This is a genomic window from Ochrobactrum teleogrylli (assembly GCF_037482325.1).
Classification (GTDB): domain Bacteria; phylum Pseudomonadota; class Alphaproteobacteria; order Rhizobiales; family Rhizobiaceae; genus Brucella; species Brucella teleogrylli.
In genome coordinates this window covers 526242-542160 of the sequence record NZ_JBBHKQ010000002.1, presented here as the reverse complement: position 1 = coordinate 542160, position 15919 = coordinate 526242, and the positions used below count along the sequence as shown (strand labels likewise).

The following is a 15919-nucleotide window of genomic DNA, read 5'->3' as shown; positions in this document are numbered from 1 at the left end:
GTGCAGTTAAATCCCTCATGCCGATTGCCCTCTAATGAGATCTGCTGCCTTTTCGCCGATCATGATCGTGGGAGCGTTTGTGTTGCCCGATATCAGAGTTGGCATGATCGAGGCGTCGACCACGCGAAGACGCTCGATACCGCGGACTTTCAGTTCGGGGTCCACGACAGCCATCGCATCCGTGCCCATTTTGCAGGTGCCAACCTGATGTGAGACGCAGCCGCCGTTTTTAACGAGATAATCCTCAATCTCGTTGTCGGTTGCCGTCGCCGATCCCGGTAAATGTTCTTCAATGACAAAATCAGCAAGCGGTTTGCTGGCGGCCATGCGTCGCGCGAGCTTCAAACCTTCGATCGCAATGCGCCGATCCCGTTCGTCGGAAAAATAGTTGGGTGCGAGCTTTGGCTGGTCAAAGGCGTCAGCGGAACGGAGCGTGATCTCGCCACGGCTGGCCGGTCGTACCGGACAAAGGAAATTTGCGAAGCCAGAGAACTTGAACAGACCATCTTCATAATATCCACCGGAGAACGTCTGAAACAGAAACTGCAGGTCAGGCGATGCTGATTCCGGCAGCACTTTCGTAAACAATCCTGCTTGCCCGGCGGGAACCGAAAGCGGTCCCTTGCGTGTCAAAAGCCATTTTAGTCCGACCTGCGCCTGCTTGAATCGGCTCATCATGACGTCGTTCATGGTGATCGGACGATTGCACTTCCACGTGATTTGACCGCCATAGTGATCCTGAAGGTTCTTACCGACGCCGGGGAGGTGGTGAACCGACTGAATGCCGTGCCGCGCGAGCGCTTCGGCATCGCCGACGCCCGAAACCATCAAAATTTGAGGCGACTTGATCGAGCCTGCAGCGAGGATGACCTCGCGGGCTGCCTTGACTTCAACAGACGTGCCGCGATGACGCAAGCGGACACCACATGCCCGGCGGTCGTCAAACAGGATATGTTCGGCTTCCGCTTCGGTTGCGACATGAAGATTGGCGCGACCCATTGCGGGTTTGAGATAGGCGGTTGCGGCAGAGGCGCGGCGACCGTTCTTTACGGTTGCCTGAAAATAGCCGGCGCCTTCTTGTCGCGCGCCGTTAAAATCGTCGTTCCGCGGTATGCCTTGTGCGCCGGCCGATCCGATGAACGCGTCGCAAAGGGGATTGCGCTCTGTTAGATTGGTGACGGCAAAGGGGCCGCTCGTGCCATGATAATGGTCGGAACCATTCTCCTGGTCTTCTGCCTTGCGAAAATAGGGCAGCACGTCCTCATAGGACCATCCAGGGTTCCCGAGTTGCCGCCAGTGATCATAATCCTCTGCCTGCCCACGAATATAGATCAGACCGTTGATGGAGGATGAGCCACCGAGTACACGACCGCGCGGCCAGTATACTTTTCGACCGCCGAGCGCAGGATTTGGTTCTGTCTCGAACTTCCAGTTAACCTTGGGATCGACAATGGTCTTGCCGTAGCCTACTGGAATGTGAATCCAGAAGCTTGAATCCTTTCCGCCAGCTTCCAGCAGAAGCACACTTGATTTGGGATCTTCGCTTAGTCGTGCAGCCAGAACGCACCCTGCAGAGCCAGCGCCGACGATGATGTAATCAAAGATTTGTCCGTTGAGCACGGATACTCTCCCACTAGTCCGGCCCGAGCGTGTTCCCGCTTATCCGAATTTTATTTTCGCGCTCGGAACCGGATGAATATAAGATATGTGATCAGGTCAGGTTCCAGACATGCGGATCATGTCGGCGGCCTTTTCCGCAATCATGATAGTTGGCGCGTTGGTGTTGCCTGAAATCAGCGTCGGCATGATGGAAGCATCGACTACCCGCAAACCTTCGATACCATGCACTTTCAGTGAGGTGTCCACGACAGCCATTGAATCCTGCCCCATCTTGCATGTTCCAACCTGATGTGCGATCGAAAGGCCGGTCTGGCGCGCATAAGCCAGTATTTCGTCATCCGACTGAACCGCCTTGCCGGGTGCATATTCGACTTCAATAACGGCGGCAATTGCAGCTTTCTCAGCCACTTTGCGCGACAGCTTGATGGCTTCGACCAGTACCTTGCGGTCGTTTTCCGATGAAAGATAGTTGGGCTGCATCAACGGCGTATCTTTGGGATTGGCCGAGCGTAGCTTTAATGTGCCTCGGCTTTCTGGGCGCACCGGACAGACAGCATTGGCAAAGCCCGAGAACTTGTGCAGGCCGTCATCATATTCATCGTGGCTGAAGGTCTGGAACAGAAATTGAATGTCGGGCGTCTCCAGACGCTGATCGGATTTCGCAAATGCGCCAACCTGCGCGGCCGAAATCGTTAATGGGCCGGTGCGGAAGAGTAGATATTGAAGGCCGACCTGCAACTGTTTCGCCGGGCTCATCATGATATCGTTGACCGTTACCGGCAGGCGGCTCTTATAGGTCACGAGTGCACCGTAATGATCCTGCAGGTTTTCGCCCACTCCCGGAAGATCATGTACAACGTCAATGCCGAGCTGTCTCAGCTGCGCGGCAGGCCCTATCCCTGAAAGAAGAAGTAATTTTGGTGAATTGATCGATCCAGCGCTTATGACGACTTCGCGCCTGGCACGAACAAACACCTGCTTGCCGCCCCGCTCGAAGATAACGCCGACGGCTCGTTTGCCCTCGAATACGATCCTCTGGGTTTCGGCCTTAGTAATCACGCGCAAATTTTGACGTTTCATCGCTGGCTTGAGATAGGCAACAGATGCCGAACAACGACGCGCATTGCGGGTCGTTGTGTGGTAGTAGCCCACTCCTTCCTGAGTGGCGCCATTAAAATCGTCATTAGCCGGAATGCCAGCTTCAACTGCACTCTTGATGAAAGCATCGCAAAGAGGGTTGCGCTCCTTGAGGTTGGAAACGCGCAAAGGGCCGTCACTACCATGATAGGCGTCGCCACCATTTTCATGGTTCTCCGCCTTTCGGAAATAGGGCAGGACATCATCATAAGACCAGCCAGTATTGCCGAGCTGTCGCCAGTGGTCATAATCCTGCGCTTGGCCTCGGATATAGAGAAGCCCATTGATCGATGAGGAGCCGCCTAGCACCTTACCACGCGGCCAGTACATCCGCCGATTGCCGATTTCGGCGCTTGCTTCGGTCTCAAAACGCCAGTTGAGGCGGGGATGGACAATCGTCTTGCCATAACCGATGGGGATATGAATCCAAGGATTCCAGTCCTTTCCACCGGCTTCAAGGATAGTAACCGCAGTTTGACCATCCTCGGTCAATCGGCCAGCCAGGGTGCATCCCGCTGAACCTGCACCTACGATAACGATGTCGGTTTCGAGAGTTTCATTTACGTTAGTCATCAATTCGGTTTTCACTTGAGGAAAGCAACACGCAAGCTGCTACTATTTGTTGGCGGAAACCGAAGGAACGGAGAACAGTTCGACTCTCCTCTCCCCCCGAGCGATCATCTCCGTGACCTTATAGAACTCAGTCAACAGCAGCTTTTAATATAATTCCAATATAAATATTCCGGTCACCTAATGCCGAATTGTTATCAATGCTTGGCGGCGTTTCAGATTTTTCGTCGACGATTAAGCGGCGGGCAATTCGTCGATCTTGACTGGCAATCAGCGCATCACGAGAGTGTCAGAATGGTTGACGGGTCGATTCCGTTCTATACGACGAAAGCTGTTTTGATATGCCCGGCCTTTCACCGCACAATAGATCAGAGCCCAAATAATCTTCGATCGATCATCCTGCAAATCATTTGATAAACGGTACTACTCTTGCGCCTCTGCGGATGATAACTACTGTCAAGGATCATCAGTTGTGAAAATGACATGACGCAAAAAACGGCGACCTTGAAGGATGTAGCAGCATTAGCAAAAGTCTCGCGCGCCACTGCTGCTCGTGCGCTCAACAGCTACGGTTATGTTGGTGATGAAACGGCGCTAAAAGTTCAGGCCGCCGCCGAGAAGCTCGGATATAGAGGCAATCGACTGGCCCAGGCTTTGCGCAGCGGTCAACTTCCGATTATCGGTTGTGTTCTCGGCGATATACAAAATCCGTTCTTTGCAAAAATTGCCCATGATTTGGAAGTGCTGGCGCGCGAAGAAGGGCACAATCTCATCATCGCCAGCAGCGAAGAACAATTGGAACTGGAAAAATCCTTGCTGGCGAGTTTGCAATCGCTCAGCATTCGAGGTTTCATAGTAGCGCCAACCTCAGCCGAGGATAATCAGCATCTGCAACGTCTGATCGATGAGAATGTGCCCGTGGTGCTGATCGATCGTGCGGCGCCAGGCATTGAGTGCGACAGCGTCCTTGTTGACAATGAAGGCGGCGCGCGAAAGGCCATTGAGTATCTGATTGGAATGGGGCACCAGAATATTGCGCTTTTGCAAGACGATGCGCGCATCTTTACGTCAAGCGAGCGTTTCAACGGTTACAAGACTGCGTTGCTCGCGCATGGTATAGAGCCGAATGAAAAAATGATATCGGTCTCGCAATCGACGGTTGAACACGCCATCGATGCGACCATACGCCTGTTCAGCCGCCGAAATCCTCCGACAGCACTGTTCACGGTGGACAGTTTGATGACGCAGGGCGCGCTTTTGGCGTTCCGCTCGATGGGTATATCGATTCCCCACGATGTGTCTTTGATTGGCTTTGACGATTTTAATCTGGCCACTTTTACCGATCCGCAGATCACTGTCGTTGCTCAGCCGGTGTCGGAAATCGGTCGGGCCGCGGGCCGGCTCCTGCTTGAGAAAATCGGGGGGAAAAAGGGACCTCCGCAGAAAATAAGCTTTGAAACCAAGCTGATAGTCAGAGGTTCGGTAAGCCGTCGTTAAGCTGACGACGAACAAAACCTGGCCCTTTAAAAAATTTCAAAAACCCACTTGCCAGAAGAAAATTCTTGTGCGCTAGATATATGTGAGATCGATCTCACATTGTCTCAACGAGTTACAGGCGCAAAACCGGTTCGGGCTTTTCTCGAGGTTTCAACTGCGCAAACGGGAAGGTAGTAATGCTCAACTTCGATAAAGATCGCTTTGTGAAAATACAGGGCGGCTCGGTCGCAATCGCCGACGATGTACGCGCTTTGGTGCGTAAGTTGCTCGACGACGGCCTGGAACGCATTTTCTTCATGGGGACGGGCGGTGTGCAGTTTCTGACCCAGCCCGCGATCGAGCTTGCGCGCAACTCGACGGTGTTTCCGGTTTCAGCGGCATTTTCTGCCCAGGTTGTCCTCGAAGCGCCCGCCGGACTGGACGAAAAGGCGCTGGTTATCCTTCCGTCCCTGTCGGGGACGACCAAGGAAAGCGTGCAGCTTCTCGCGTTCTTGAAAAAGAAGGGTGTGAAAACCCTTTCGCTGACCGGACACAAGGATACGCCTCTCGGGCTCGATGCCGATTACAACTTCACGAATTTTGCGGAGGACGACACGTCGTCGGAATCGTTCTACCTGCAGACCTTGCTCATCGTGCTGGCGCTGCTGGCCGAACGCGATGAATATGCCGATTTCGATGCAACGGTTTCCGAACTGAAGCTGCTTCCCGAACTGCTGGTCTCCGTGAAGGAAGATTTTGAAGCAAGCGCAGCCGCGCTTGCGCAGGAAATCAAAGACGAGAACTACCATATCTTCACAGGGGCGGGATCTGCGTGGCCAGAGGCTCATTATTACGGCATGTGCATTCTTGAAGAAATGCAATGGATTAGGACGCGTCCTGTTCATGCTTCGGATTTCTTTCATGGCACGCTGGAGCTGGTAGAACCGGGTGTCAGCCTGTTCATTTTCAAGGGTGAGGATGCCTGCCGTCCGCTGACGGACCGGGTTGAGAATTTCGCCAAGCGCTACACGGATAAAGTTCGTATTCTCGACGCAGCCACAGCCAAGCTGCCGGGTGTTTCCGAGAAGACGCGGAGCTTGATTTCTCCGATCATCCTCGCAACCATGCTGGAGCGCCTGAGTGCTCATCTGGAAGTGCTGCGCGACCATCCGCTGACCACACGGCGTTATTATAAGCGCGTCGAGTACTAAAACAGTTCCCGGTCCGGCTCCGCCGGATCGGGTTTCCGTATTCAGACGAATATCAAGAAACAATAGCCAAAAGAGAGGAACTTTGAAATGAAACGCAAGACGTTTTTGAGCACCACAAGCCTCGCATCGCTCATGGTGCTTGGATTGGCCGCAAGCAATATCGATGTAGCCCTTGCAAAGGACGCCGTTGTTGCCGAACCCGATGCTCCGGTCGAATATTCCGGCACGTTGAGCATTCTGACGAAGTTCGGCCTCCAGCAGCTTTCACCTTATTTCGTTAATGCCGCCAAGGAATACGAGAAGCTGCATCCTGATGTAAAGGTTGAGCTTATCCAGGAAAGTGACGATAGCGTAAAGGGAAAGACCAAGGCTCTGGTCGCATCGAATTCCTTGCCGGATATCTATTTCACCTGGACCGGTAGCTGGGGTGAGAACTTCGTGCGGGGCAATCGTGCAGTAGATCTGACCAAGGTCATCGGTCCGGATACGCCATGGGGACAACAGCTTGCCCATGCCGCTGTGAGCGCCTTCCAGTATAATGGCAAGTTATACGGAATTCCGCTTTATCTGGACGCCAAGTTCATGGGCTACAACAAGGCGCTTTTTGCCAAGGCTGGAGTGGCCGAACCGAAGAGTTTCGATGAGTTGATCGGCGCGTGTGCCGCCTTGCGCAAGTCCAATGTGGTGCCGATTTCGTTTGGAAACAAAGAGGGATGGCCGGCGGTGCATTTCGCTGGACAGCTTCTCGCCTATAACGTACCGCAAGCGACACTTGAAAAGGACTTCAACCCGAAAACCGCCGAATATTCGGATGCAGGTTATGTCGAGAGCCTGAAGCAATTGAAGCAGCTCACCGACGAATGTTCGGACGGTGCAGGTACCAACGGCTCGTCCTATGCCTCGGCACTGCAACAGTTCAGCAACGCCAAGTCCGCAATGTACTATCAGGAAATCATCGAATTCGACCAGAGCACAGCCGATGGCGCATTGAAGAAGGAAGACTTCGGCTTCTTTAAGCTACCCGCACCCAAGGATGCAAAGGGCGACGTCAAATCGATCGAAGGCGCGCCCGAGGGCTACATGATCAATGCGGCATCGAAGAATGTTCCGCTAGCCATCGACTTCATGAAGTTCATCACTTCTCCGGAAAACGGCAAGGTTCTGTCGGCGCCGCCTTATGGGCAGCCCAGCGCCACTGTCGGCGGCTATTCGTCCGAGAGCATGAACCCATCTGTCGTTGAAGGGCTCAAGGTTATCGCGGATTCGTCCTATCTGGTGCCGTGGCTCGATACTGCAAACCCACCGCGCGTCGCCGCTGCCTGGCTTTCAAGTCTGCAAGCCCTGATTGGTGGTTCCATGACACCGGAGCAGGTTATGGAAAAGGTGAAACAAGCAGCAGCCTCTTCCAAATAAGGATGTTGTCGGCCGATGACTGTCATGAAGCGTGAATATAAGGGGGAGGCCGTCAAAAACGGCGTCTCCCGACCGGACGGGTCCGAATTGGACAAGTCCGGTTTGCTGGCGAAGCTGCTGTCGTTCCGTTGGGTTCTGATCGCGTTCGTTCTGATCTTGTGGTTTGTTTATTATCCAATCATAGACAATTTCATCGTCAGTACGACAAATCAGGATATTTTTACGGGTGAAACAGCCTTTGTCGGTCTGGATAATTATCGGCGTCTGCAAGACGATCCGGTAATATGGACGGCAATTCTCAACAACACGCTTTATGCAGTCATTTCAGTTGTTTTCCAGGTTTTTGGCGCATTCGTGCTTGCTGCGATCATTGAAGGTTTGCAACAGGAAACCTGGCGCAGGTTCTGGCGCGCCGTCTATTTCGTACCGTCGGCGATTTCGATCACCGTGACGGGGCTGTTGTTCTACTTCATTTATCAGCCCGATATCGGGCTGCTGGACTCCGCCTTGACCCATCTGGGGCTGGGCGCCTGGTCTCGCGCATGGTTGGGAGAAGAACAGACCGCGACCTATGCAATCATCGCAATGAGCCAGTGGCAGGGCTTCGGATACTCGACCTTGTTGTTTGCCATTGCAATCCAGAAGATCCCGCGCGAACTCTACGATGCGGCGATCATGGATGGCGCCGGTATGTGGCGCCGCTCGTGGAACATCACCTTTCCGCTGACGCGTGAAATGACCGGCCTCATGGTGATCGTTACCATCACCGGTGCTTTTCAGGTCTTCAACGAAGTCATGGTGATGACGGGCGGCGGTCCCAACAACTCCAGTCAGGTGCTTGGAACATGGCTCTACCAGCAGGGCTTCATTGAAAACGATTTCGGTTATGGCGCAGCCATCGCATCGGTAATCTTTATCATTACGCTGCTGGCGGGCTTCGGACAGCTTTGGTACACAAAGAGACGGAGGGTGTATCTATGAACGCCTCCTATCAGACACGCGAAACGGAACCCACCGATTTCGTGCAGATACTGGCCAAGGTCTGTCTCGTGACCTTTCTGATCTGCCTCGGTATTGTGGTTATCTATCCGCTTCTGTGGATGGCTTTGAACGGCTTCAAAACCAATTCCGAGATATTCGGCGAACCGTTTGCGTTGCCGACGGGCTTTACGCTCGATAACTACATCGCTGCCTGGAACCAGGGCATCAGGAACTATATTGCAACGAGCATCATCGTCACGCTGGTTTCGGCTGTCTGTACGGTGTTGATAAGCGCCTGGACCGCCTATGGCCTGACACGGTCGAAACTGCCGGGCAAGCCTTTCTTTGTCGGCCTAGTGCTTGGCGGCCTGATGTTGAGCCCCACGGTCGCGGTTATTCCGCTGGTGCGGATCATGCAACAGCTCGGCCTCTATAACACCTACTGGGCGCTTATCATACTCTACACGGCATTCCGTATCCCGTTCACCACCTTCCTCATTCGCGCCTATATGTTGGGGCTTCCGCGCGATCTCGACGAAGCGGCGGTGATGGACGGCGCAAGCGAGGGCCAGATTTTCTGGCGGGTGACCTTGCCGCTTTGCAAACCGATCCTCGTTTCCTGCGTGATCCTGCACGTTCTTTTTGCCTGGAACGAATATCTCTTCGCCATGATCTTTACCAGTGGCGCCGATGTCCAGACCCTGCCAGTGGGGTTGACGTCCATCATGGCAAAACACGGAACAAACTATGCCGTTGTCTTTGCCGCAATGACATTGTCCGCACTCCCAATCCTGATTGTCTTCTTCGCCGCACAGCGCTTCTTCATACGCGGTCTGGCTGAAGGCATCGGCAAATAACGGAGCGAGAAATGTTAAGACGTGAACAGTTGATCGGTGCGAATTTCTCCTTTCAGCACCATCCCTTCCAATGGGTTGCCGGGCAACTTCGCCAGATGGGTTTCAAACGCATGGAGCTTTGGGGGATAGCCCCCCATCTCGATCTGTTTCATGGCAGCCCGGCGCGACTGGCGGAACTCCGCTCAATTCTCGGCGATAACGGGATCAGTGTACATTGCTTCACACCCGAGCAGGTCCTGTATCCGGTCAATATAGCCTCGGGCGACAGGATCTATCGCGAGAAGAGTGTGGATTGCTTCCTGCGTGCAGCTGATATCAGTGCCGAACTGGGCGCGAGCTATCTCTTTTTGACGCCCGGTCGTGGCTTTGAAAGCGAGAGCCGCCATCTCGCCTGGGCTCACACCGTTGAATCCTTGAGCAAAATTGCTACGCATGCAGCCGGCCTTGGTATCAGATGTCTGCTCGAACCCTTGCAGCGTCTTGAAAGCAACATCGCCAACAATGCCGCCGATCTCGAACGGCTTTGGCGGGACCTGAATGCCAATAATGTCGATCTGGTCCTCGATCTGGTTGCGATGGCTGCTGCCGGAGATCAGGTCGGTGGCTATATGAAGCGATTTGGCAAGCGCCTTGCCCATATTCATATCGTTGACGGAACTCCGTCAGGGCACCTTGTCTGGGGCGACGGAAACCTTCCACTGGACGATTATCTTGCCGAAATCTCTGACCATTCTTTCGAGGGTACTTTGACCTTCGAGCCCTTTGGCAATGGTTCGTATGCGCTGGACCCGGCTGCGGCCTGGCGGCGCTGCCTTGATGCAATCGCTCCTCATTTTGATACTGCGGAATGATGATGAAGAACGCAAATCCCAATCTTATTGCCGTCGGTGACAATTGTCTTGATGCTTATCTGAACAAGGGTTTTGTCACGGTTGGCGGAAACGCCCTCAATGTCGCCGTGCAATGGAAACGGCTTGGATATGGTGCCCGCTATTTTGGCGCCCTGGCTCCCGATCAAGAAGCCGATATCATGCTTGGCATTATCGATGATGCCGGACTGGCGCGTGATGACGTTGAAATTCTGCAAGGAAAATCAGCGGTTACGCTGTTGACCGATGATGCAGGCGAAAGACATTTCCTGCTTGAATCTCTGGGCGTCGGCGAGAACTACATTCCGGATACACAGCGATATCAGGAATTGCTCTTATCCGACTGGACCCATCTTGGGACCCATTCCAGTGAAAAACTGGTGCGCAAGCTGGTGCAAGACGGGATCGGGTTCAGCGTGGACGTCTCGACACGGCATTTCGACCTGTCGCTTGAAGGTGTTCCGCTTGTTTTTGCGTCGGGTCCCGACGATCCAAAAGAGCCGGTGGAGCCGTTGATCGCGCGATTCAAGCAGGCTGGCGCGCAGAAGATTGTCGTGACCTGCGGAAAGCGCGGTTCATTCTACGACAATGGAAGCCAATTGTTTTCGGCAGGCTCGGTGCCTGTAAGCGTGGTGGATACCTGCGGTGCCGGCGACAGCTTTATCGCGACCTTTCTGACGGCCCATTTCTTTGAAGGTTATTCCGAAGAGGCGGCACTTCGTCAGGCAGCTATCCGCGCATCCGAAACCTGCACGCATCTTGGCGGTTTTCCGCAGCGCGTGCAGCCCATCCCGCAATGGCTGCTCAGCAAATACGATGACGTCATCGCAACAGCGCAAAAGGTCTGAATATGAGCATTATTAAAATGCGACCACCCATTGTCGCCGCGAAACAGGACCGTTCTTTCTGGCTGCAAAGCATCAGCGCTGACAGGATCGCCGCACCTCTCACCGGCGACGAACAATGCGATATTGCAATTGTTGGCGGAGGATATGCCGGACTGTGGACGGCGCTGCGGATCAAGGAACAAGCGCCGCAGACGCGTATCACGATCCTGGAAGCGGATTTTTGCGGTTCCGGCGCATCGGGACGCAATGGCGGGCAGGTGCATAGCTGGTTTGCCGAAATCGACATGTTGCGCGACCTCGTGGGCGATGACGATGCGCGCATGCTGTGCCAGGCGACATGCGATGCGATCGACGAACTGAAAGCTTTGCAGGATCGCGGAACCATCGACATGGATCTGCGGCTTGACGGTTGGCTTTGGACGGCCAGCTCTTCGGCCCAGGAAGGCGCCTGGTCCAAGGCTTACGATCTCTGTCAGAAATCCGGATCTAATCCATTCCGGACATTGAGTGCAGAAGACATCGAACGCCGCACCGGTTCGAAGGCTTCTTATGTCGGTATCGTGGAAGACCGGGCAGGCACTGTCCAGCCGGCAAAGCTTGCTCTGGGCCTTCGCCAGTTGGCTCTTGCGAGGGGAATTGTCATTCATGAGCAAAGCCCCGTCCTGGAGATCGTCACAGGCGAGCAACCGAAACTTCGAACGGCACATGGAACGCTTTCCGCCGCGAAGGTCGTTTTGACCATCAATGCGTGGGCTTCCGCAATCCCCGAATTGCATCCATATCTTTATGTCGTGAGCAGTCAGCTCATCGCGACGGCACCTGCGGAAAATGTGCTCGAACGCATCGGATGGATCGATGGCGCTTCAATCTGCGATGCGCAGCATCACGTGCTCTACTATCAACGCACGCCATCCGGTCAGGTTGTTTTCGGACGGGGAACAGGCGACATCACCTATAAGGATCGAATTGACGCTCGTTTCAACCGCAGCGGTGATGGCGGCGCTGACAATATCCGGGAGCTTCACCGGGTTTATCCTCAGCTGAAAAATGTGCCGATTCTTTATGACTGGAGCGGTCCGATCGATTGCACTGCACAACATCTGCCGGTGTTCGATCATCTCAAGCAGCATTCCAATATTTTTTATGCTCTCGGTTTTAACGGCACCGGCATAGCCCAAACACCGGTTGCAGGCCGCATCATGGCAAGCCTCGTCTTGGGCTGGACGGATAAATGGAGCCGGTGCGGACTGGTCGGGATCGAAAAGCGGACCAAACTTCCGCCCGAACCTGTGCGCTATCTAGGCGCTAGAATTGTCCGCCGAGCTATTCGGAAAAAGAACGATGTCGAAATCCTCAATCGTGCCCCGGGTCCCTTAACAAGGTTTCTGGCAAGTCTGGCTCCGTGAGCGAACGGAACCGCCGCGCGTAAAATAATAAAAGGAACGGGAACGATGGCCGACCTGTCGCTGAAGAACATACGTAAATCCTATGCCAACTTGGAAGTACTCCATGGCATCGATCTTGATATCAAATCGGGCGAATTCATCGTTTTCGTCGGACCGTCCGGTTGCGGAAAGTCAACTTTGCTGCGGTCGATTGCCGGTCTGGAAACAATCACATCCGGTGATCTCGTCATTGCCGGTGAGCGCATGAATAACGTGGCCCCATCGAAGCGCGGTATTTCGATGGTTTTCCAATCCTACGCACTTTATCCGCATATGACCGTCTATGAGAATATGGCTTTTGGTCTCCGTATTGCCGGCGTGGCAAAGACCGAGATCGACAAACGCGTTAAAAAAGCAGGCGAGATTCTCCAGCTCAGCGATTATCTGCAGCGCTTGCCAAAAGCCCTTTCCGGCGGACAGAGACAACGCGTTGCGATCGGCCGCGCAATCGTGAGAAATCCACGTGTGTTCCTGTTCGACGAACCTTTGTCGAATCTTGATGCAGCCTTGCGGGTTGCAACACGTATAGAATTGGCGAAGCTCAAACAAAGCATGCCGGATGTCACAATGATTTACGTCACGCATGATCAAGTGGAAGCGATGACACTGGCTGATCGCATCGTCGTGTTTAAAGACGGACACATCGAGCAGATCGGCACACCCGTCGAGCTCTACAGAAAGCCCGCCAACCTTTTCGTGGCCCAGTTCATCGGTTCTCCAGCCATGAACATACTCGAGGGCACCATATCGGAAGCCATGGGACGCAGTTATACTTGTCATCTTGATTGTGGGACGAAACTTGGCCTTGAAGCCAGCGATGGAACTTTCGCACTCAATGATAGAGTTAGCGTTGGAATTCGACCCGAGAATACCAGGATTGCGCACGACAAAACTGATGGCCCGGTCTTTTCTGGTGTCGTGGATCTTGTAGAGCATCTGGGCGAGGCGCAAATCCTTTATATCGACATGGCTGGTTCCGACACCAAATATCTGATCAAGACCCCTGAGGAAGCGAATGGGAGGTTATCAAATAAATTAACATTTACGGCCTCGACAAAGGACATGCATATCTTCTCCGCCAGCGGAACAGCGGTTCCGGCTCAGGTCATCTAACGATTTGAGTATTAAAATTGCGACGAATTCCTAGTAGCCGCGCGTGTCGATGGTTGCACGCATTATCAGACGAAGAGTGATTATGCCGGTGATGTGGCCCGGCGTGATCACGATGGAGTTGTACAGCTTTCCTATCACCGTCCCTGTTTTTTTGTTGGTGATGGCACTTCCAGCACCGGTTTGTCAGCGGGCGACCGCCGGAGCGATAAAAGGTTAGGTGGTCTGAAACCGGGACGTGGGAAACGGAATATAATGTTGGCTGTATAGGGAAAAAAATGCTGCATATAGATGTGACGTGAAATCGTCACGTCTCCTCTAATCCGGTCTTGCAATCATCTTCGAGTGGTTGGGATCTAATATCCCGTTGCTGCACCAGCGACGGCTCGACTATCGATTGCGCCCTAATAGCGATTATCGCCGCCTTTTTCGATGGCTGCCATATCCTTGCCACCGACAAGAATGCCGGCTGCCTCGCCCCAGACCGGCCAGTTATGGTCCTCGCCGACCGTATAGCCCATGCCGGTCAGTAGCCTGATCGTATCCGGCGAAAGCGCGTTTGCTTCCATATAGACCCGGTCGGGCAGCCACTGGTGATGGATGCGCGGGGCATCGATAGCCTCCTGAATGTCCATACCGTGATCGATGACATTCATAATCGCCTCGAGCGTGATCGTGATAATGCGCGAACCGCCGGGACTGCCAATAACCATGAACGGTTTGCCATCCTTCGATACAATGGTCGGGCTCATTGAGGACAGCGGTGACTTGCGCGGTTCAATGGCATTTGCTTCGCCTTGTATGAGGCCATAGAGATTGGCCACGCCCGGTTTGATGGTGAAGTCGTCCATCTCGTTGTTGAGAAGAATGCCGGTGCCTTCGGCCACCTTGGCCGTGCCGAACGATCCATTCAGCGTGTAGGTCACGGCGACGGCATTGCCGTCCTTGTCCACGATGGAATAATGCGTGGTCTCGTTGGACTCCTTGAATTCAGCCGGTTTCAGCGACTCGCTGACACCTGCGCGATAAGGGTCGATACGACTGCGGATTTCTGCGGCATAGGCCTTGCTGGTGAGTTTCTCGATTGGATTATCGATGAAATCAGGGTCGCCCAATGCCGTGTTGCGGTCCACATAGGCATGGCGCTTCGCTTCCACCATCAAACGCGTGGTTTCCGCCGAGCCATAGCCGAGATAGGAAATCGGATAACCCTCCAGCACGTTGAGGATTTCGCAGATGATCAGCCCACCCGAAGACGGCGGTGGCGATGAAACGATGTCATAGCCGCGATAGCTGCACTTGACCGGTTCCAGCTCGCGGACGTTGTATTGCTCGAAATCGGCCTTGGCGAGAATACCGCCTTTTTCCTCGCTCGACTTGACGATCAGATCGGCGATTTCGCCCTGATAGAAGGCTGCCGGACCTTTTTCCGAAATGGCCGAAAGCGACTTTGCCAAATCTGGCTGGACAAGCTTTTCACCCAAGGAAAGCGGTTTTCCGTCTTTCAGGAAGATTCTCGCCGCTGCCGGGTCTTTCGCCAGTCTTTCATTGCCGTCGGCAAAGGAGAGAATATCGCCCAGCTCCAGCGTAAAGCCGTCCTTGGCGAGTTTTAGTGCTGGATCAATCAGCTCCTCGCGCTTGCGGGTGCCATATTTTACGCGTGCCTCCTCGAGGCCAGCCACCGTGCCTGGCACGCCGATGGCGAGATAGGTTTCAGTACTGGCGCTCTCGACCGGCTTGCCATCCTTGTCCAAATACATGGTCTCAGTGGCGGCGAGCGGCGCGCGCTCGCGAAAATCCAGAAAGGTGCTCTTGCCGTCCTTGAAGCGGATCGTCATGAATCCACCCCCGCCGAGATTACCGGCAGTCGGATAGACAACCGCCAGCGCATAGCCGACCGCGACTGCCGCATCGACGGCGTTGCCGCCGTTCTTCAGCACATCGATACCGACTTGCGAGGCAAGATGCTGGGCCGTAACCACCATGCCATTCTGGCCTTCCGCCGGGGCTGGCGATGCCGCTTGAGCCAGAGGTAGATGACTTGCAATGGCGATGACAGCGGCAAGGGAAAGCGATTTCAGTGCGTAATGCTGCATGTCTTTCCTCCCAAGAGTTCTCCCGGATGGGCATCCGGTAATATCGTCCGCAATAATGTTGTGAACAGGGAGTGGGCGATACCAACTGGCCAACTTTGCGGAATGACGTGGTGATTTATTGCTTCAGACTTTATTGCAATGTCTGCAATTTTCGGGGGCTGCGTCGGACTGATTAGCACCTTCCGCTCATTGCTTAGCGCTAACAATAGCTTAGAAAGACCTAAAGCTCAGGTCGCGGGTTCATTTCCCTTCAAGGCGTTTAGGGAACTCGATTGTTGCGGTTGAG

General features: G+C 54.0%; 12 protein-coding genes. 9 read left to right on the top strand and 3 right to left on the bottom strand.

From position 1 onward, the window contains the following. Positions 1–15: 15 nt before the first annotated feature. Positions 16–1620 carry a GMC family oxidoreductase gene (locus tag WIX40_RS20095; RefSeq protein ID WP_339441695.1) on the bottom strand — a complete coding sequence of 535 codons (1605 nt, stop codon included), beginning with the start codon at positions 1618–1620 and terminating at the stop codon, positions 16–18. A gap of 96 nt (positions 1621–1716) precedes the next feature. After that, positions 1717–3330: a GMC family oxidoreductase gene (locus tag WIX40_RS20090; protein ID WP_339441693.1), complete on the bottom strand. Its 1614-nt coding sequence runs from the start codon at positions 3328–3330 to the stop codon at positions 1717–1719. 480 nt (positions 3331–3810) lie between these two features. Here WIX40_RS20090 and WIX40_RS20085 point away from each other — a divergent pair, with 480 nt between their 5' ends. From WIX40_RS20085 to WIX40_RS20045, 9 genes are all read left to right on the top strand, one after another. After that, a complete protein-coding gene (locus WIX40_RS20085) occupies positions 3811–4824 on the top strand; it encodes a LacI family DNA-binding transcriptional regulator (RefSeq protein ID WP_339441691.1) in 1014 nt (337 codons plus the stop codon). A gap of 176 nt (positions 4825–5000) precedes the next feature. Continuing rightward, a complete protein-coding gene (locus tag WIX40_RS20080; protein ID WP_078340982.1) occupies positions 5001–6014 on the top strand; it encodes an SIS domain-containing protein in 1014 nt (337 codons plus the stop codon). An 87-nt stretch (positions 6015–6101) separates the two neighbouring features. After that, positions 6102–7427 (top strand): ABC transporter substrate-binding protein, encoded by a 1326-nt coding sequence (locus WIX40_RS20075; protein ID WP_151661612.1) that lies wholly within the window; start codon positions 6102–6104, stop codon positions 7425–7427. Between the two features lie 15 nt (positions 7428–7442). Beyond that, positions 7443–8408, top strand: a complete 966-nt coding sequence (locus tag WIX40_RS20070; RefSeq protein WP_339441688.1) for a carbohydrate ABC transporter permease — start codon at positions 7443–7445, stop codon at positions 8406–8408. Then, positions 8405–9265, top strand: a complete 861-nt coding sequence (locus WIX40_RS20065) for a carbohydrate ABC transporter permease (RefSeq protein ID WP_078340979.1) — start codon at positions 8405–8407, stop codon at positions 9263–9265. The genes WIX40_RS20070 and WIX40_RS20065 overlap by 4 nt, the downstream gene beginning before the upstream one ends. A gap of 29 nt (positions 9266–9294) precedes the next feature. After that, the gene (locus tag WIX40_RS20060; protein ID WP_339441687.1) at positions 9295–10116 is read left to right on the top strand and encodes a sugar phosphate isomerase/epimerase family protein; all 822 of its coding nucleotides are present in this window, start codon (positions 9295–9297) and stop codon (positions 10114–10116) included. Continuing rightward, positions 10113–10982, top strand: coding sequence for a PfkB family carbohydrate kinase (locus WIX40_RS20055; protein ID WP_235943013.1), 870 nt, complete (start codon positions 10113–10115; stop codon positions 10980–10982). The genes WIX40_RS20060 and WIX40_RS20055 overlap by 4 nt, the downstream gene beginning before the upstream one ends. A gap of 2 nt (positions 10983–10984) precedes the next feature. Continuing rightward, on the top strand, positions 10985–12388 hold the full coding sequence (locus tag WIX40_RS20050) for an NAD(P)/FAD-dependent oxidoreductase (RefSeq protein WP_339441684.1): 1404 nt from the start codon (positions 10985–10987) through the stop codon (positions 12386–12388). A 45-nt stretch (positions 12389–12433) separates the two neighbouring features. Continuing rightward, entirely contained in the window at positions 12434–13540 is a 1107-nt protein-coding gene (locus tag WIX40_RS20045; protein ID WP_078340975.1) for an ABC transporter ATP-binding protein, read from the top strand. Between the two features lie 401 nt (positions 13541–13941). On the opposite strand, the gene ggt is transcribed toward WIX40_RS20045, so the two are convergent. Beyond that, positions 13942–15633 (bottom strand): gamma-glutamyltransferase, encoded by a 1692-nt coding sequence (ggt, locus tag WIX40_RS20040; protein WP_339441683.1) that lies wholly within the window; start codon positions 15631–15633, stop codon positions 13942–13944. Positions 15634–15919 lie beyond the last annotated feature (286 nt).

Bases quoted from the DNA above. Each gene is read 5' to 3' on its own strand.
- WIX40_RS20090 (WP_339441693.1), bottom strand. From the start codon at position 3,330: ATGACTAACGTAAATGAAACTCTCGAAACCGACATCGTTATCGTAGGT.
- WIX40_RS20085 (WP_339441691.1), top strand. From the start codon at position 3,811: ATGACGCAAAAAACGGCGACCTTGAAGGATGTAGCAGCATTAGCAAAA.
- WIX40_RS20080 (WP_078340982.1), top strand. From the start codon at position 5,001: ATGCTCAACTTCGATAAAGATCGCTTTGTGAAAATACAGGGCGGCTCG.
- WIX40_RS20075 (WP_151661612.1), top strand. From the start codon at position 6,102: ATGAAACGCAAGACGTTTTTGAGCACCACAAGCCTCGCATCGCTCATG.
- WIX40_RS20070 (WP_339441688.1), top strand. From the start codon at position 7,443: ATGACTGTCATGAAGCGTGAATATAAGGGGGAGGCCGTCAAAAACGGC.
- WIX40_RS20065 (WP_078340979.1), top strand. From the start codon at position 8,405: ATGAACGCCTCCTATCAGACACGCGAAACGGAACCCACCGATTTCGTG.
- WIX40_RS20055 (WP_235943013.1), top strand. From the start codon at position 10,113: ATGATGATGAAGAACGCAAATCCCAATCTTATTGCCGTCGGTGACAAT.
- WIX40_RS20050 (WP_339441684.1), top strand. From the start codon at position 10,985: ATGAGCATTATTAAAATGCGACCACCCATTGTCGCCGCGAAACAGGAC.
- WIX40_RS20045 (WP_078340975.1), top strand. From the start codon at position 12,434: ATGGCCGACCTGTCGCTGAAGAACATACGTAAATCCTATGCCAACTTG.
- ggt (WP_339441683.1), bottom strand. From the start codon at position 15,633: ATGCAGCATTACGCACTGAAATCGCTTTCCCTTGCCGCTGTCATCGCC.